We start from the raw sequence: 21,310 nt of genomic DNA, 5'->3' as shown, positions 1-21,310 counted from the left end.
TGAATTTAATATTTTGTATCTTTTGTAAAACTCGTTTAATGAACTATTAAATCAAAAATGATCCAAAGTATTATCCTATGTTAATTACTAAAAATTTCGACCTATATTTCTAAATAACCTCCACTCATAAATATAAAGAGTTAAATGCGATTCTTTATAATCTTGAATTGCCGTATTAAACTATTTTATTGTATAACTGTTTCATTACATTGTTCGGGATGAATTTTAAATTAAACCATTTATTATCTATTTTATTAAACTTTTTTTGTTTTTGGGAAAGAGATACCAAAAACTGTTTTATTCCATGGACTACTTTCAACCCATATCTTACCCTGGTTTTTTTCTACTAAGGATTTAGCAATAGCAAGCCCTAATCCGCTACCTCCATTAATAGAATTTCTTGATTGGTCACTACGATACATTCGTTCAAATACATGATCCAAATCATGTTCCGCGATTCCCTGTCCTTTATCCCAAATAAGCAATTGGATTTCTTGATTTGATTCAATGAGTTCTATCCCAAGTACTTTTCCTTCTTTCCCATATATAATAGCATTTTTTATTAAGTTATCTATAATTCTTATAATACTTAGATAATCTGCCGTGATAAAACATTTTGTTTTTGGTAAACTAAGCTGTAATTCTAAATTATTTTTCTTGATTTCAGGTAAATACTCAATTAGTACCTCTCTCGTAATCTCAGTTAACTCTAGAAATTCAGGATTTATTAAAACTTCATCTGCATCTAGTTTTGCCATATTAAATATTTCATTGATTAATTGCTTTAAGTTGCTAGATTTTCTTGAAATAATTTCAAGATACTCTTTTTTCTCTTCTCGAGAAACAGCTATATCATCTTTTAAAGCATCAATATATCCTATAATAGATGTAAGAGGAGTTCTGATATCATGAGAAATACTTGATAAGAGTCTTTTTCTCGCATTTTGAGATTTAATGGATTCGATTTGAACTCTTTCTAGCTGTTCAATTAATTCATTCACAGAAAATATCATTTTATTAAATACATTATCTTCATTTACAATTAACCTTGTTGTTAAATTTCCGTTAATTACACGTTTTAACTCCTCAATCATTATTTTCAAACGATTAACAAAGTGAAACCTTGTAACTAAGAGAAAGGTCGTAAAGAAAAATAGTACTATGTACAAAGCAAGCTTATTTATTCCTAATAGTTGGTTATTTAAATCTGCAAAAAAAAGTCCTATAATACATATTAGTTGAAGAATATTAAGCAAGATAATTTTGTCGCTATACATTTTGGTCACCTACAAACTTATATCCTATTCCCCAAACAGTTTGTATTAATTGAGGATTAGAAGGATCTACTTCTATTTTTTTTCTAAGTTTTCGAATATGGACCATGACAGTATTATCATCTTCTAAATAGTCGTCCCCCCAAACATTACGGAACAACTGAGATTTTGTAAACACTTGCTCTGGATTTGAAGCGAAAAACCTTAGTAATTCCATCTCTTTTGCAGTTAAAGGAATCTCTTCTCCCTCTTTGAAAACAACATATTTTTTCATATCAATTGAGATTTCTTTAAACTCTATACGTGTTTGTTCTCTATCCCCTGCTTCACTTCCTAAAACTAAAAACCTCCTCATAAGAGCTTTAACTCTAGCTACTACCTCATTTATACTAAAAGGTTTTGTAATATAGTCATCTGCCCCCATACTTAAACCTAATATCTTATCAGTTTCATGATTTTTAGCAGTTAGCATTAGAATAGGAACATTCGTTTTTTCTCTTAATTTTCTGCAGACCTCAATCCCATCAATTTTTGGCATCATAAGATCTAATATAAACAAATCATATTTATTTTTATTAAATAAAGAAAGAGCGTGCTCGCCATCTATAGCTACATCAACCTTATATAATTCTCGTTCCATATATTTTTTTAATAAATCTCTAATTTCTTTTTCATCATCCGCTATAAGAATTCTAATTTCTCGCAAAATAACACCTGCTTTCATAATTTTTATTATACATATCCAAAATTATTGTGCTTATTCGTTTTAATTTTCATGTTATCAAAATAAGAAAATTGGCATTTCTTTAAAGAAATGCCAATTCTCAAAAATTAAACTTTTTCAAACGCCAATATGTCGTTTATTATATTAGCATTCTTTTTAAGAATATCCAGGTTTGAATTTGATAACATTTCCATATGGGTTCCGTACCCTTGAATTATCCTGAAATTCTTCGTAGTAGCATTTTCCCACATTAAATTATTTTCATCTTCTTTTTCTTTTACTGATTTTATATAACTTATATTTCCATCAATACTGCCATTTGTTGTTGTACTCTGTACATACATATACGACTTCATAATTAATTCTATCAAATAATCACTAGCTAATTTTTCTAAATCTTTATATTTTTTCAGATTGAATTTTTCATGAAGTTCTCTCTTACACTCTTCCTCTGTATAAAGATTCTGTTCTACAGTCGTACGGTATTTTGAATCAATAAGAATAAGATTTTCTACTTCAAAACCTTGTCTATTTAATTCTTTTGCCACATCGAATGCAAGAATACCGCCGGCTGAATATCCCACTAATGTGTACGGTCCTTCTGATTGAATATCTTTTATTATTTTAACATATTGTGCAATCCTATTTTCAGACTTAATAAAATTAAAACTGTAAACTGAATATGACTCAATATGCTTTGCTAGCCCCATATATGCTATTCCTATTGAAGCAGCTGGTGGAAAACAAAATAGTTTTTTATTGGTGCTTGTTGAGCTACTAAGTTGAATACAATCCTCTGTGTAATCCTTTAACATTTCTTTTGCACCTTCTAAGAACGCTGAAAAACTTCGGACTGTAGGTTTATCAAATACATCTTTAAACGGTACTCTAAAGTTTAACTCTGTAACTATTCTTGAAACAAATGTCATAACGTTTAAAGAGTTCGCTCCGATATCAAATAAATTAGTATTTATACCTATTTTTTTGATATTTAAAATTTCTTCCCATATGCTAACAATTTTTTCTTCTAAATCATTTCTTGGCGGTTCGTATTCTAATCCATATTTGACATTTCCATCTGGTGCTGGTAATGACTTTATATCTATTTTACCATTTGTTGTCAACGGCAGTTCCTTAAGCTGTGTAAAAAACGCTGGTATCATATAATTTGGGAGTTCTTTTGATAAATATCTTCTCATCTCTGTAACAGTAATTGGTTTTTCTTTATTCTCTAAAACAACATATGCACAAAGATACTGACTATTCTCGCCATCTATTCTTGCAACAACTTTTGTTTCTTTTATATTATCTAATTTTAGAATTTGATTCTCTATTTCTCCTAATTCAATTCTATAACCGCGAATTTTCACTTGATGGTCAGTTCTCCCTATAAATTCGATATTTCCATTAGGCAACCATCTTGTAAGATCCCCTGTTCTATACATCTTTGCCCCAGGTATATATGGATTTGATATAAATTTTTCTGCTGTCAATTCAGGTCTATTTAAATAACCTGTAGCAACACCATCTCCACTTATATAAAGTTCTCCTTCTATTCCTACTGGTAATATCTTTTGATTATCATCCAATATATAAATTTGAACATTATCAATTGGCTTTCCAATAGGTACCGATATGTGTTTATCATCATTGAGATTATACTTATAAATCATACAGCCAATTGTTGCTTCTGTTGGACCATACTCATTATAGATCCCAACATTATGATTGAAACTTTTTGAAATCTCTCTTGCTAAATCTGTTTTTAAATCTTCTCCACCTACTATTAATCGTTTTATACTTGAGTTGCTGTTATCAATATCTCTTATCAAACTTAAATGAGATGGTGTTAATTTTACTATACCTACTCTATTATCCTTAAAGATTTGTCTTATAATTGGTTCATCCCCATCATTATCGTAAATAACTATTTTATTTCCAGAAATTAATGGTGTAAATATTGATGTAATTGTAAGGTCAAATGAGAATGATGAATACAAGGCAAAATCTAAGGCCTCTCCTTTGACATATTCCTTATTTGCCCATGTTATATAATTAACTAGACCTCTTTGCTTAAGCATAGTTCCCTTTGGCATACCTGTAGAACCCGAAGTATAAATCATATAAGCTAGGTTGTTAGTATTACTTGTTACTTTTATATTTTCAGTAGAATAATGATTATACTCTTCATCTAAAAATACTATTTCTTTGTTTATTCTCACTGCATCTTTGCCTTTTGTAAGTATAATATTTGTTCCACTATCCTCTACTATATACTTAATTCGCTCTTCAGGATATTCAGGATCTATTGGTAAATATGCTGCTCCAGATTTTAAAATTCCCATTATCCCTATAATCATCTCTAGAGAACGTTCAATCATGATACCTACAATTGTGTCTGGTTGAACTCCTTTATTCTGGAGTATCCTAGCTATTTGGTTAGATTTTTCATTCAGCTCTTTATAAGTAAGTTGCTGCTTATCAAGTACCACAGCTACCTTATTTGGAGTTCGTTCTACCTGTTCTTCAAATAAACGATGAATTGTTTTTTCTTTTGGATACTCTGCTTTTGTTTCATTAAACTCATTCAAGAAATAATGCTTTTCTTCTTTTGAAAGGATTTCTAATTGATTCACATTTTTATGTTCATCCTGCACAACTTGGTCCATAACACTTTTCAGATGATTTGCTATGTTCCGGATGATTTTTTCTGAATAGAGATTTCCATCATATGCTATTTTGAGTACAAGCTGTTCGCCTGGAACTACAACTATTGTAAATCCATAGTTGGTCTGTTCAATCCCTTTAATATCCTTAAACACGAAACCAATCTTACTTTCTTCTTCCTGAAGTAAACGTTCATCAAGTGCATAATTCTCAAAAATCATTACATGATCAATTAAATCCCTTTTTAAATCACTAAGAGACTGTATATCTGAAAGATTCATATAGTTGTATGCTTGGTTTTCTATCCCTTGCTGCTGTACCTCTTTTAATATATTTTTAAAGCTCTTATGTTGTTTTATATTAATTCTCGTTGGAATTGCATTAATGAATAATCCAACCATTTTTTCAATACCAGCTACTTTGGCATCTCTACCAGAAACGACAGAACCAAATACAACATCGTCTGTATGATTATACTTGGCTAAAATAATCCCCCATAAGGTTTGTAGCACAGTGTTTAACGTAACATTATTTTGATTAGCCAATTCAGTCATTTTTTTCGTAAATTCGCTTGAAAATTCAATGAGCGTCTCTTGCCCATGGTACCCTCTTGTACTGTCACTTTTGAACGATGGAATTTTCGCAGGTTTTTGATACCCTGCTAAATATTGTTTCCAATATTGAATTCCCTCTTCTTTTTCCTGTTCCCCTAACCATCTAATATAATCACTATATGGTCTTGGCTCTTCTAAATTAGGATACTGTCCTACTTGTTTGTTTCCATAGATATGGAACAATTCTCCCAAAATAATACCTCTGCCCCATCCATCAAACAAGATGTGATGATTGCTCCATATAATTGTATAAGCCTTATCATCAGTTTGAATAAGTTCCAGTCTAATTAAAACATCTTTACTAAAATCAAAACCTTTTTCTCGATCTTGTTCAATGTATGTTGCTATACTTTCCTTTTGCTGATTTATTCCTTGCTGTCTAATATCTCGGTATTTAAAGCCAATCTTTCGATTTTTTAGAATTACATTTTTTGGTTTTTCTGTAATTTCATATTCAATTGCTGTCCGAAGGATTTCATGTCTTTTCATAATATCGTTCAAGCTTTCCTCGAATAAGTTGACATCAATAAACCCTTTGACATCAATGACAAGTTGTTCAAAGTATGCACCTGATTGTTGATCTTCTAATGCATGGAATAGCATACCCTGCTGCATATTAGCTAATGGATAAATCTTTTCTATTTCAGCCCCCCTATTTTTCACCTTGATTTCCTCTAGTTGTTCGAAGCTTAACTCTTTGTCTCCATAGTCAAATGGCGTTTTTTCAGCCTGTTCCTTAGAAATGCAATGATGGATTACATCACAAAGAGCATCCTTGAAAGCTTCTGTAAACTCCACTACGACATCCTCTGCATATACTTTTGTATTATAAGTCGTATCAATAGTGAGCTTTCCATCTAAGACAACAGCATTCATTTCTATAGGTGTTTCTCTTGTATGTTTACCTCCAATCGACTCTCCTGCCGATATCCAAGAAGAAGAAAAGATTGTGTTATTAATATCTGCATCCATTTGACCTAAGTAATTAAACAAAAGAGGTGGCTGTTCAATATGCAATAAATCTGAATCTCTACTCAAATGTTTTAAAACCCCATAGCCTATTCCCTTATTCGGAATTCTTCTAAGAGACTCTTTCACTGTTTTAATAGTCATTGAAAGGTCCTTTTCATCTCCTAAATTGATGTATACAGGATATTTGGTTGTAAACCATCCAACTGTTCGGCTAATATCTACATTTTTTATAATCTGTTCTCTACCATGCCCCTCTAGACTAATTCTAATTTTATTTTCACCAGTTACTTTCCTTGTAGCTATTAAAAGAGCACTAATCAGTAAGTCATTGATTTCAGTATGATATGCTTGATTTGTTTCTCTTAACAATCGGCTTGTTTCCTCTATTCCAAGAGTGGTACTGAAAGTATCACTATCCTCATATCGGAATAATCTAACTTCCTCTTTTTTCTCTAAAAAGTTAACATTATCCTTTAATGTGTTCACCCAATATTGCTTTTCTCTAAGGATTTTTGCACTCTTAGCATAATCGTTGAGCTGAGTGGCATACTCTTTATAAGAAGTCGTTTTTGAATAAAATGCTATTTGTTCTCCTTTCATTAGCTGACTATATCCAAGTGCAAAATCTTCAAATAGGATTCTCCAAGAGATTCCATCCACCACAAGGTGATGAATAATAAGTAACAGATGATCTCCAACATTCGTCTTAAACTGTGCTACATTTACAAGAGGTCCTTCTTGTATATCAATTCTCTTCTGTAATATTGTCGCAAGTTCCTGAATCTTCTCATCTGGATTGCCTTCTCTCGAAACGTCATAAACATAAAAACCAAATTGATTCTTTTCCACTTCTCGATTGAATTGAAGTACTTCATTATTCTTTTCTTTATAAATCATTCGTAAAGCGTCATGATGTACAAAAATTGCTTCCATAACTTCTTTTATCATTTCCTCACGGAATCCATCTTTCCTATACAACATAACTGCATGATTAAAATGATTTACATCTTCTTTTCCGCTCATAAAATAAGCTTGTTGAATTGGAGTGAGCAACACATCTCCTATTTCGATTTCATATGAGTCTTCTTGTATCGCCTCAATATTGACGTATTTACTTAAAAGCTTGATTTCGGGATAAGTAAATAAATCTTTCATCTCTAATATGATACCTTCTCGTGATAAACGTGAGATAATTTGTAAAGCCTTAATAGAATCTCCACCCGAAGCAAAAAAGTTATGATTAATCCCGATTGGTTTGACTCCTAATATATCTTCCCATACCTTCACAAGTTGCTCTTCTACCTGATTTCTTGGTTTTTCATAGTCTACTCCCTTACTCACATCTGGCTCTGGTAAAGCTTTTTCGTTTACTTTTCCATTTGCCGTAAGTGGAATACGCTCCATCTGAACGAAGTAAGACGGAATCATGTATTCAGGTATTTCTACTTTTAAGTATGCTCTTAACTCTTCAAATGATAATTCCTTCTGAGATGTAATATATGCACATAAATGCCTTCTTCCGTCCTGACCCTCTCGGTCAATTACATATGCTTCTTTAATTTGTTTATGTTTAACTAAATGACGCTTAATCTCTTCTGTTTCAATTCGATATCCTCTTATTTTTACTTGGCCATCAATTCTACCTGCAAGCTCAATTCTACCATCTAATAATATTCGAGCGAAATCTCCCGTCCGATACATTTTTTTATTCGGTTCAAATGGATTTTGAACAAATTTTTCTTCTGTTAAATCTATTCTATTTAAATACCCACTTGCTACGCCTTCTCCTGATAAGCATAATTCACCATAAACACCTTCTGGGACAAGTTTCATTTGTTGATCCACTACGTAAGCCTTCATGTTCTGAATTGGTCTTCCAATTACAGGGCATTCTTTGAAAGCTGCCATTGTATCATATTCAATAACATGATATACCGAACCAATTGTCGCTTCTGTAGGTCCATAGTGATTCATTACCACATGATTTGGATAATGTGTATAGAATGTTTCAACATCTATTGGATTGATTTTCTCTCCACCTAGCACGACTAATCTCAATGTCTTACAGCTCTGATTATCTGAGAAACTCGGATTATTCACCAAGACGTTAAAGAGAGACGGTGTCAATTTCAAATAAGAAATACCTTGTTCTTCTATATACTGTAATGCTTTCTGAGCATTAGTATATACTTCTTTTGTAACGAGATGCAGTTCACATCCATTTAAAAGTGATGAATATAGACTTGTATAGCCCAAGTCAAATGCATAGGAAGATACTAACATTGCCTTATCGGTTTCTTTTAGATTCGCTTCCTTTGTAAACCAAGTCATGTAGTTTACAACGTTGTAGTGCTGAACACATACACCTTTAGGTGTACCAGTCGAACCTGATGTATAGATGATATACGCATTATGATTCGATTTATAATTGACTAATAAATTTGATGTGTCTCTCTCTTTTATTAAATCATCCTCCATGGAGATTACTTCTCCATTAAATTGGAGAGTTTCTTTCCTTTCTCCTTTCACTATCAATAGGCTAACATTACTGTCTTTTAAAATGACATTCGTTCTTTTATCCAATTGTTCAGGATCGATTGGCAAGTAGGTCGCTCCTGCTTTTAATACGGCCATAATTCCAATAATCATTTCAAGGGATTCTTCCACTAACATACCTACTGTTGTCCCTGGCTTTGCTCCTTTTTCTTGAAGCAACCTTGCCATTTGATTCGCTCTTTCATTCAGTTCCAGATACGTAAGTTTCTGATTTTCAAATACCACAGCTACATGATGAGGTGTTCGATTCACCTGTTCCTCAAATAATTGTGAAATTGTTTTATCCTTCGGATAATCAGCTTTTGTATCTTTATCATTCTGCAATAGCATCTGCACTTCTTCTTCTGAAAGTAACCTAATATCCTGAATGCTTTTTTCTGGCTTCTCAATAACTTCTTTAAAAACCTGGATGAAATGTTTAGCTAATCTTTCGACAGTTTCCTTCTTAAATAATTTAGTTCTGTAATTTAATACACATTTGATACTCCGCTCTTCTTCAACAGCAGTAAGTGTTAAATCAAATTTAGAAACATGCGCCTTCATTTGATATGGTGAGAAAGTTAAACCTTGTACTTCAAAATCATCATGGTCAAAGTTTTGTAAGACGAGCATTGTATCAAACAAAGCATTTCTACTCATATCTCTTTTTAAATCTAATTTTTCAACCAATTCATCAAATGGATAATCCTGATTTTCATATGCTTGTAAAGCATTCTCTTTAACTTCTTTTAAATAATCTTGGAATGAAATTCCTTGTTTTGGATAGTTTCTCATCGCAAGAGTATTCACAAAAACACCCATTACCTGTTTCAAATCATCGTGAGGTCTTCCGGCGATTGGAGAGCCCACTACGATTTCCTCTTGTCCTGTATATTTTGAGAGCAGTGTTGTATATCCTGCTAACAGAAGCATGTATAACGTTACACCATGTACCTTTGCCATCTTCTTAAGATTGACATAAATGTCACTATCGATTTCAAAATGTACAAGGTCACCTTCTGTACTTTGAATTGCTGGTCTTTTATAATCTGTCGGCATATTTAGTACTGGTACTTCGTCTCTAAATACATTCATCCAGTACTCTTCTTGTCTCTTCATTTCTTTTTGTGTAAATAATTTTCTTTGCCACGCAGAATAATCTTTATATTGAATGCTTAATGGCGATAATTTTTGACCATTATATAATTCAGCTAATTCCTGTGTGAAAATTCCCATTGATACACCATCTGAAATGATATGGTGCATATCTAGGACCATCACGTGCTCATTTTCTGTGACATGTATGATTTCAACCCGTAAAAGAGGAGCTTTCTCCAAATCAAACGGCTTAACAAATCCATTAATCATATCATCTAGCTTATTAGTACCCATTTCTCTATACGTCACTAGGAAATCTATCTCTTTTTCAATCTTTTGGACTGGTTCACCATCTACCATTATAAAAGAAGTTCTTAAAGCCTCATGTCTTTCAATTAACCTATGGAGAGCTTTCTCAAATTGCCTTATATCGAAATCACCTTTTATCTTCATAGCGAACGGTATATTATAAGATACTCCGTTACCTTCTATTTTATTTAAAATATAAAGTCTTTTTTGTGCAGATGATAGCGGATAATAGTCTTGTTCTTCTACTTTATTAATAGATGCATATACACTTTCTTTTGTAGAATTAATAAATTCCCCAATTCCTTTTATAGTAGGCGTTTGAAAAATTTGACGTAAAGGTATTTCTACCATAAATTCTTTTTGAATTTTAGAAGCCAGCGTAGTTGCTTTAAGAGAATGACCTCCGATTTCAAAAAAGTGCTGGTTGATTCCAACCTTATCTACTTCCAAAACATCCTGCCAAATAGATACAAGTTTTTCTTCGACTGCATTCCTTGGCGCCTCATACTCTACTTCCACAAATGCACTTTCATTTGGTTCCGGTAAGGCCTTCCTATCTACTTTTCCGTTTTCGGTAAGCGGTATGCTATCCAAATGAACAAAAAATGCAGGAACCATATAATCCGGAAGCTCGTTTGTCAAAATTTTGCGAATTTCTCGTACCTTAGATTTTTTCTTATGTGTTTCAGACGTAAAATAAGCACATAAATATGGTTGGCAATCATTATCCTCTCTTGCAATGACAACAGCTTCTTTAATCCCTTTTTGTTTCAGAAGTTGATTCTCTACCTCACCAAGTTCAATTCGGAAACCACGAATTTTCACCTGATGATCTATCCGCCCAAGATAATCCAGATTTCCATCTGGCAAGTATCTCGCTAAGTCTCCTGTCCGATATAGTCGCGCTTCTGAATCACTACTGAATAGATGAGGAATAAAACGTTCTGCAGTCAGTTCAGGTCGGTTTAAATACCCACGCGCGAGTCCTGATCCCCCGATATATAGCTCGCCAGCTACTCCCACAGGCACAGGCTTTTGACCAGAGTCTAGTACATACACTTCTAAATCTGGTATCCGCTTTCCAATATTACTTCTTGAAGCACGCTGCACATCATCTTGAGTAATTGGATGATAAGTAACATGAACAGTAGTTTCTGTAATCCCATACATATTAATTAACTGTGGCTTCTGCTCCCCATAAATTTTGAACCATGGTAGCAAGCTGGTAGGATCAAGTGCTTCCCCGCCAAATATGACATAACGTAGATGCAAGTTTTTATTCTCATCTTCTTGTTTACATACCTGTATCAACTGTCGAAATGCAGATGGTGTCTGATTAAGAATCGTAACCTTTTCCCTTACTAACAGTTGATAGAAATCATTTGGTGATCGACTAATCCAATAAGGAACAACAACTAATTTCCCACCATAGAGCAATGCTCCCCAAATCTCCCATACCGAGAAATCAAATGCATAAGAGTGGAAAAGTGTCCAAGTATCTTTTTCGTCAAACTGATACCAACAGTCCGTTGACTTAAATAAACGAATTACATTATGATGCTCCACCATAACCCCCTTCGGATTTCCTGTCGATCCCGAAGTATAAATTACGTAAGCGAGATGTTGAGGGCTTACATCAGAATTCGGTAATGTCGTACTTTCATTCTCAATCTCAACCTGATCTCGATCAAAGCAAATTGATTTAATATTCTCTGATAACCATTTCGATTCTTTGAACTTTTCTTGCGTTACGACTAACTGAATATTAGCATCCTCTAAGATATACTGAAGTCGTTGCTCTGGATATGTTGGATCAAGTGGTACATAAGCTCCACCAGCTTTTAAAATCCCTAAAATACCTACAATCATTTCAAGAGAACGTTCAACACATAGACCAACCAACGAATCAGGTCCTATTCCTTTTTTCTTTAGATTGTGAGCTAATCGATTCGCGCGTTCATTAAGATCCCTGTAGGTAATTTTCTTCTCTTCATACGTAACAGCAATATTTTCAGGTGTCCTTTCTACCTGTTCTTGGAACAATTGATGTATTGTCTTTTCTTTTAGACACTCTACTTTTGTATTATTAAATTCATACAATAAAGTTGACCTTTCTTTCTCAGCAATTATGTCTATTTCATTTATTTTTTTGTTCTCATCTGCAACCACTTGTTCAGTTACTGTTTTAATGTGCATTTCAATATTATCAATTATTTTATCATCATAAACATTGCCATCATAAGTTAAAACTAAATTCAACTTCTCACCTGGAGTTGCTGCAATACTAAAACTATAATTGCTCTGTTCTTCTGCATGTATATCTTCAACCTCAAAACCTATACCCATTTTTTCATTTCTGGCTATACGTTTATCAATAGCATAGTTCTCAAACACAATGATATGATCAATAAGCTCATTCTTTAATTTACTCATCGCTTGGACTTCAGCTAAATTCATATAGTTATAATTATTGCTGGCTATAGCTTCACTCTGTACAACTGCCAATACCTCTTTAAACTTTTTATTCTCTTCAAGGTTTATTCTAGTTGGAATAGCATTAATAAATAATCCTATCATATTTTCAATTCCATCTACGGGTGCCTCTCTTCCGGATACAATTGTTCCAAATATTACTTTGTCTGTATTGTTATACTTCGCCAAAATAATACCCCAAATAGTCTGGAAAACTGTATTAAAGGTTACGCTATTCCTATTGGCAAGCTGTGTAATTTGCTTTGTCAGTTCGCTTGAAAACTCAATTACTTTCTCTCTTCTTAAATACTCAACATTATTCTCATTAATGTTTAATTTTGGTATTTGCACTTTCTCTTCATAACCATCTAAATATTGCTTCCAATAGCTCTTACCTTCTTCTTTATCTTGTTCTTCCAACCATTTTATATAATCACTATAAGGTTTCGTTTCTTCTAACTCATATGCTTCACCATTTATGATTTTTCCATATACAGTGAATAACTCACCCAATATGATTCCAAGACACCAACCATCTAATAAAATATGATGATGACTCCAAATCAATTTATATTCCTTTTCATCTGTTCTAATCAAACATACTCTGATTAAAGTATCTTTACTTAAGTTAAATCTCTTTTCTGTATCTTCTTCTCTATATTTGTTTATAAATAACTCTTTCTCTATAGCGTCTCCTTCACGTATATCCCTATATTGAAAACCTATTTCTCTATCCTTTATTATTATTTGTCTAGGCTCCTCAACTATTTCATACTCAAATGAGGCCCTTAGTATTTCATATTTTTTCATAATTTTATTAAAACTAGCTTTTAAAGTTTCTACATCAACGTATCCGGTTATATCCATAACAGTTTGTTCAAAATATGCTTTTGAATTTTTGTTTTCCAAGGCATGGAACAGCATTCCCTTTTGCATATTTGCTAAAGGGTAAATCTTTTCAATTTCAAAATCTTTATACTTTTCTTTGATATCCTTAAGTTCACTTAGAGTTAATTTTGTATCCCCATAGTCATAAGGCGTTTTGTCTACCTCTATTTGACTAACACAATGATCAATTATAGTTTCAAGGTTTTCTTTAAACTTATCATTTAATTTCCTGATTGTTAGTTCATCATACTCTAGCTCATTAAAGGTAGTATTTATAACCAATTCATTATTAATAATTATTGAATTTATTTCTATCGAATTATTTCTTGAAATCTTTCCTCCAATTGTTTCCCCATAAGAAAATTTTGATTCGGAAAATTCATTTCTGTTAACATCATTATCCATTTCACCTAGATAGTTAAATGAAATTGGTGCTTTTTGTTCATTTAATAAATACTTCTCTTTTGATAAATATTTTAGTATACCAAATCCAATTCCTTTGTTAGGAATTTTCCTTAAAATTTCTTTTACCATTTTTATATTAGTAGCAAGATCGGTCTCATCTCCTAAATCTATAAGTACTGGATACATAGTTGTAAACCAACCTACAGTCCTACTAATATCTACATTTTCTAAGATATCTTCTCTTCCATGTCCCTCCATATTTATTTTTATACAATTTTCACCTGTTATCGCTCTAGTACCTAATAATAAAGAAGTTAACAATATATCATTTATTTCTGTATTGTATGCTCTATTGGATTTTCTTAATAAACTTATAGTCTTTTCCTTATCTAAAGAAATACTAACTGTTTTACTATTTTCGAATGTATCACTTTTGAGCACTTCTTTTCTAGGTATAAATGCAATCTCAGTTTTTGCTATATCTCTCCAATACTCTCTTTCCTTTAATAATTTATTGCTACTAGCATACTCCCTCAACTTAGAGGAGAATTCTTTAAAGGATTCAGTTTTGAATCCAACATCTAACTTCTCACCTTTTAAATCCTGAGAATATAGAGTTTCAAAATCTTCTAATATTATTCTCCATGATACTCCATCTACTACAAGATGATGAATAGTAATAAGTAGATGATCACCTTCATCCGTTTTAAATAAACAAAGATTAACGAGTTTACCATTTTTGATGGAAGATTTCTTTTGGATATTTGTTGCTAATTCATATATTTTCTCTTCCTTATTCTCTACTCCCTCAACATCATAAACGTATAAATCAAAGAGGTTATCCTTATAGCTTCTATTAAATTGAATAATTTCTCCATTATTTTCTCTATAAATCATTCTAAGGGCATCATGCTGCTCTAATATCTTATTAAAGACTCTCTCTATTCTCTTTTGATCGAATCCATCTTCCCTAAACAGCATAAATGATTGATTAAAATGATCTAGTTCTTCTTTATTTTTCTCAAAATACCATTTTTGAATTGGAGATAATATTACTTCTCCTGTAACTATTTCATAAGTTTTTAACCGGTTGTTTTGCTTTTTCACATACTTACTAAGGTCTTTAATTTTAGGATTTGCAAATAGATCTTTCACTTCTAACTTAAGATTTATTCTAGATAACCTGGACACAATTTGAAGAGCCTTAATAGAATCTCCACCTGATACAAAGAAATGATGATTTATCCCTATATCCTCTATGCCTAGGATATCCCTCCAAGCCTCAACAAGATGTGTTTCAACTTCATTTCTTGGTGCCTCATATTCTACTCCTGATTGACTACTTCTATCTGGTTCTGGAAGTGCTTTTCGATCCACTTTATCGTTTGATGTAAGTGGCAACTGGTCAAGTTGAACAAAATAAGATGGAATCATGTAATCAGGAAGTTCCTTTTCTAAAAATTCTCGCATCTGTGTCGAAGATATTGCTTTTTCAGACACAATATATGCACTTAAATACGTATGATTTTCCTTGTCCTCTTTTGCTACTACTACGACCTCTTTTATATCTTGATGTTTTAACAACTGGCTCTCTATTTCACCAAGTTCTATTCTATACCCACGTATTTTCACTTGATGATCAATTCTTCCTATGAATTCAACATTTCCATCAGGCATCCACCTTACAAGATCACCTGTACGATACATTTTTTGCCCACTGACGAAAGGATTTCCCACAAATTTCTCGGCAGTTAAGGCCGGATTATTTAAATAGCCTCTTGCCAACCCATCCCCAGATACACATAACTCTCCTATTACTCCAATTGGACAAAGCTGATTATATTTATTTACTATATAAATTTTAGTATTATACACCGGTTTTCCAATTGGAATATTATCATCATTCTTATTCATTAAGAAACTTGTAGTTACTACTGTATTTTCGGTTGGACCATAGGCATTTACAAGCTGATAATGGGTATTCTTATTTAAATTTAACTTTTCGCCACCGGATACTAACATTCTTAAAGAATGATTATCTTGTAATATAAATTGTTCACTTACCTTACATGGGAATGTTGCAACTGTTATATCTTTACTATTCATATATTCATTTAATTTATCTAGATCAAGCCTAATATCTTTGCCTAAAACGTGCAAAGTAGCTCCAGTGATTAAACAAGGGAAAATTTCTCCAATAGATGCATCAAATGAGATTTTCAAATAGTTTGTAATTCGATCTCTTTCTGTTATCTTATGAAAATCTACATACCAGTTACATAAATTGACTAAAGAATGATGTTCCACTAACACTCCTTTTGGTAATCCCGTGGAACCGGATGTATAAATGACATAAGCTAAATCATTTCTATTATTACGCCTTTCCATATTAATTCGCTCTTGATTTTTTATTGTTTCATCATTGATTGAGATTTTAGTTAAACAATCATTATTAGTAAAATGAAGTTTATCGTATAAATGAGTCTGCGTTAATAGGAACTTTGTGTTACTATCTTCTACCATATATTTAATTCGCTCTTCAGGATATTCAGGATCTATTGGTAAATATGCTGCCCCTGATTTTAATATCCCCATGATACCAACAATCATATCTAAAGAACGTTCCACCATAATTCCTACAATCATTTCTGGATGAACACCTTTATCATGAAGTAATCTTGCTACTTGATTGGATTTTTCATTGAGCTCTTTATAAGTAACTTGTTGCCCCTCAAATTCTACAGCAATCTTGTTTGGCGTTCTCTCTACCTGTTCCTCAAATAATTGATAAATGGTTTTATTCTTTGGATAATCCATATCAGTTTCATTAAATTCATTCAAGAGGATGTGCTTTTCTTCTCCCGAAAGCATATCTATTTGACCTAAACAAGCTTCCTGATTATTAGTAATTTCTCTTAAAATATTAACAAAGTGCTCTGATATTTTAGCTATTGTCTCTCTCTTAAACAATTTTGTACAATATTCTAAATCAAATTTTATGATGCTATTAGTTTCTACTGCTGATAATGTCAAATCAAAATTTGCTATATTAAGTTCACTATCATATGTTTCAAAATTTAACCCTTTAATCTCTTCATCAGAAGTATCTAAGTTTTGTAGCACAAACATCGTATCAAATAATGCACTTCTACTCATATCTCTTTGTAAGTCCAGCTTTTCAACCAATTCATCCAAAGGATAATCTTGATTCTCATAAGCCTTTAATGCATTTTCTTTTACTTCTCTTAAATAATTACGAAATGTTTTATCTTCTTTTGGATAATTTCTCATCGCGAGGGTATTTACAAACATTCCGACAATATTTTTTAAATCATGATGGCTTCTTCCCGCAATTGGAGATCCTACCACAATATCATCTTGACCCGTATATCTTGAAAGTAAAGTTGTATATCCAGCTAACAGAAGCATATACATGGTAACCCCATTTTCTTTTGCAATTCTATTAAGCTTCTTTGTCAACTCACTATCTATTTCAAAACTTTTTCGGGACCCTTCAACACTTTGTGTCGGTGGTCTTTTATAATCTGTTGGCATATTTAATATAGGTACTTCTTCTTTAAAAACATTCATCCAATATTCTTCTTGCTTCTTCATTTCCTCTTGAGTAAACAAGTTTTTTTGCCATACTGAATAATCTTTATACTGTATGTCCAATGGAGATAACTCTTTCCCTTCATACAGTTTACAGAGCTCTCTATTTAAAATATTCATTGAAACTCCATCTGAAATGATATGGTGCATATCTAGAACCATCACGTGCTCATTTTCTGTGACATGTATGATTTCAACCCGTAAAAGAGGAGCTTTCTCCAAATCAAACGGCTTAACAAATCCATTAATCATATCATCTAGCTTATTAGTACCCATTTCTCTATACGTCACTTGGAAATCTATCTCTTTTTCAATCTTTTGGACTGGTTCACCATCTACCATTACAAAAGAAGTTCTTAAAGCTTCATGTCTTTCGATTAATTTATGGAATGCCTTCTCAAGCTGATGAACATCCAAATCACCTTTCATTTTCATAGCGAAAGGCATATTATAAGATACTCCGCTACCCTCTATTTTGTTTAAAATATAGAGTCTTCTTTGGGCAGATGAAAGTGGATAATAATCTTGTTCTTCTACTTTTTTGATGGATGCATACCCACTTTCTTTTGTAGAGTCAATAAATTCTCCAATTCCTTTTATAGTAGGTGTTTGGAAGATTTGTCGTAAAGATATCTCTACCATAAGTTCCTTATGGATTCTAGAAACCATCGTAGTCGCTTTCAGTGAATGGCCTCCAATTTCAAAGAAATTATGATGAATTCCTATGTTTTCTATATCTAAAATATCTTGCCAAATGGATACGAGCTTTTCTTCGACTGCATTTCTTGGCGCCTCATACTCTACTACTCCTGCAACTGAACTTCCATCAGGACTTGGTAAAGCCTTTCGGTCTACTTTCCCATTTGTAGTAAGTGGTAGCTTGTCTAGTTGAACAAAAAAAGCAGGAATCATATACTCTGGTAGCTCTTTTGCCAAAAATTTTCGAATTTCTTGAACCCTAGTCTCGTCCTTCGGTGTTTCAGAAGTAAAGTACGCACATAAATATTGATGATTATTATTATCTTCTCTCGCGATAACAACAGCTTCTTTTACTTCCTTATGTTTTAGAAGTTGACTCTCTATCTCACCCAGTTCAATCCTGAAACCACGAATTTTCACTTGATGGTCAATTCGTCCTAAAAACTCGATATTTCCATCAGGTAACATTCTCACAAGGTCTCCTGTTCGATACATTCTCTCTCCTGGAATGAACGGATTTGGAACGAATTTCTGAACTGTTAATCTCTCGTTATTTAAATACCCTTTACTTAATCCATCTCCAGAAATACATAGTTCTCCAGGTACACCAAGTGGAAGCAGGTTAGAATTTTTATCTACTACAAAAATAGAAGTATTTGCTAACGGTTTTCCTATTGGAATAACCTCAGTTACTTCATTAACAAAATAATACGTAGCATATACTGTGCTTTCAGTTGGACCATAAACATGAATAATTTTATCTTTGCCCAATTTCTCAAGGGCTTTTTTCACATGTGGAACTGAAACTCTTTCACCACCGAATAATATTTTTCTTATTTTATCTAAACAATCTATTTCTAAATCTACAAGCGCATTAAATAAAGCTGTGGTAATAAACATAATACTTATCTGTTCTTCCTTAATTAACTTAGCTAGTTTAACAAGACTTAATACAGTGTCCTTCTCAACCATTATTAGCTTTGCCCCATTTAGAAGTGCACCATAAATATCAAATATAGACCCATCAAAAGCATAATTCGAAAGCTGTAGTATCGTATCATTCTCATTGATTTCAATATAATTTGTATTCTTAACTACTCTAATTGCACTATAATGCGGAATAACTACTCCTTTTGGTGTTCCTGTTGATCCTGAAGTATAAATGATATAAGCTGTATCACTCGAATGATTTATCAAATTCAAATTATCTGTACTTAGCCTTAAAAAATTCTCTTGATCTAAATTAATTAAATCCACATTCAAATTAAATTGACTTATACATCTATCTTGAGTCAATACAAATTTCACATTACTATCTTGTAACATGAAGCCAATTCTCTCTTTAGGAGTCTCAGGATCAATTGGTAAATATGCCGCTCCGGATTTTAGAATCCCCATAATTCCTATAATCATTTCTAAAGAACGGTCGACCATGATTCCTACAATTGTGTTTGATTGAACACCTTTTTCGCGCAGTAGTCTAGCTATTTGATTTGATTTTTCGTTTAACTCCCTATAAGTTAGGTTATTACTTTTAAAGCTAACTGCCACTCGGTCAGGTGTCTTCTCAACCTGTTCCTCAAACAATTGATGTATCAACTTATCTTTAGGATATTCAGCTGTTGTTTCATTAAATTTATAGAGAAGGATGTTTCTTTCCTCTTCTGAAATTAAATCTATATCGCTCAATTTCATATCATCATTTTCGATAACTTGCTTCGTTACATTTTGAATATGACACTCTAGATTATTGATTAGTCTTTCTTCATATACATTTTCATCATATACAAGTGTTAGTTTCAATTTCTCCCCTAATCCGACAGTAAGACTTAGGCTATAATTACTTCTCTCTTCGTCGGTTACAGATATAACTTCGAACCCTAATCCACTTTCCTTTTCTTCCAATCCTTTTTTATCAATAGCATAATTTTCAAATACTAATATATGATCAATAAGATTGCTTTTTAAATTACTAAGAGCTTGAACTTCGGCTAAATTAATATAATTATAATTATTACCCTCTATTGCATCATGTTGAGTTGTTTTTAAAACTTCTTTAAATGACTTTTCACTTTGCAGATTTATTCTAGTTGGTATTGTATTTATAAATAAACCTAACATGTTCTCTATACCTTCTACAGCTGCATCTCTTCCTGAGACAACTGTTCCAAAAACAACATCATCACTATTGTTATACTTCGCTAGAATAAGTCCCCAAATACTCTGCATCACTGTATTTAAGGTGACATTATTTTTATTTGCCAGTTGTGTAACCTTATCTGTTAACTCTTTTGAAAACTCTATCACTTTTTCTCTTCTCTGATACTTTCCAGTACTAGAGTTATTAATTTTAGGGAGGGTAGCATTTAACTCATACCCCTCCAAATACTCACTCCAATACTTCAATCCTTCTTCATTATCCTGATTATTTAGCCAATTTATATAATCACTATACGGTCTAGGATCTTCTAATTGATGCTCTTCACCTTTCATTTTATGTGAATAGATAGTAAATAACTCATCTAATATAATTCCAATACACCAACCATCAAGTAATATATGATGAAAGCTCCAAATTACTTTATATGAGTTATCATTTGTTTTCATCAAACAAATTCTCATAAGGGTTTCTTTCGTTAAGTCAAAGCCCTTCAGCTTATCATCTACTATATATTTTTCCATATATAAATCTTTAGTGTTTAAATCTAAATTACTTACATCATTATAGCTAAACTTAATTTTTCTATCTCTTAATATTACATGTAATGGCTCGTCCAATTTATAATTAAATGATGCTCTTAACACTTCGTGCCGTTTCATAATCTCGTTGAAACTTTCTTCAAAAATAGTTTCATCTACATAACCTTTTATATCTAATATAATCTGTTCAAAATATGCATCTGAATTTTTATCTTCAATAGCATGAAACAGTATCCCCTTTTGCATATTTGACAATGGATAGATTTTCTCAACTTTATTGACTTTCATAAATTTATCCCCCTAAATAGTTTCCGTCGGAAAAGGCACAAAAATTATAATTA

At 32.3% G+C, this 21,310-nt stretch carries 3 protein-coding genes; all 3 read right to left on the bottom strand.

Annotation, left to right across the window (positions count from 1 at the left end):
* Window positions 1–254 precede the first annotated feature (254 nt).
* The 3 genes from AC0L0O_RS20225 to AC0L0O_RS20215 all read right to left on the bottom strand — a co-directional run bounded on the left by AC0L0O_RS20225 (window position 255) and on the right by AC0L0O_RS20215 (window position 21,257).
* A complete protein-coding gene (locus tag AC0L0O_RS20225; protein ID WP_048529247.1) occupies window positions 255–1,277 on the bottom strand; it encodes a sensor histidine kinase in 1,023 nt (340 codons plus the stop codon).
* Window positions 1,270–1,980, bottom strand: a complete 711-nt coding sequence (locus tag AC0L0O_RS20220; protein WP_473785982.1) for a response regulator transcription factor — start codon at window positions 1,978–1,980, stop codon at window positions 1,270–1,272. The genes AC0L0O_RS20225 and AC0L0O_RS20220 overlap by 8 nt, the downstream gene beginning before the upstream one ends.
* A 125-nt stretch (window positions 1,981–2,105) precedes the next feature.
* Window positions 2,106–21,257 carry a non-ribosomal peptide synthetase gene (locus AC0L0O_RS20215; protein WP_473785981.1) on the bottom strand — a complete coding sequence of 6,384 codons (19,152 nt, stop codon included), beginning with the start codon at window positions 21,255–21,257 and terminating at the stop codon, window positions 2,106–2,108.
* Window positions 21,258–21,310 lie beyond the last annotated feature (53 nt).

This window comes from Bacillus sp. GS3m_15504 (genome assembly GCF_055825275.1).
Note: the sequence above shows the minus strand (reverse complement) of the source record. Positions and strands in the feature narration are given on the sequence as shown.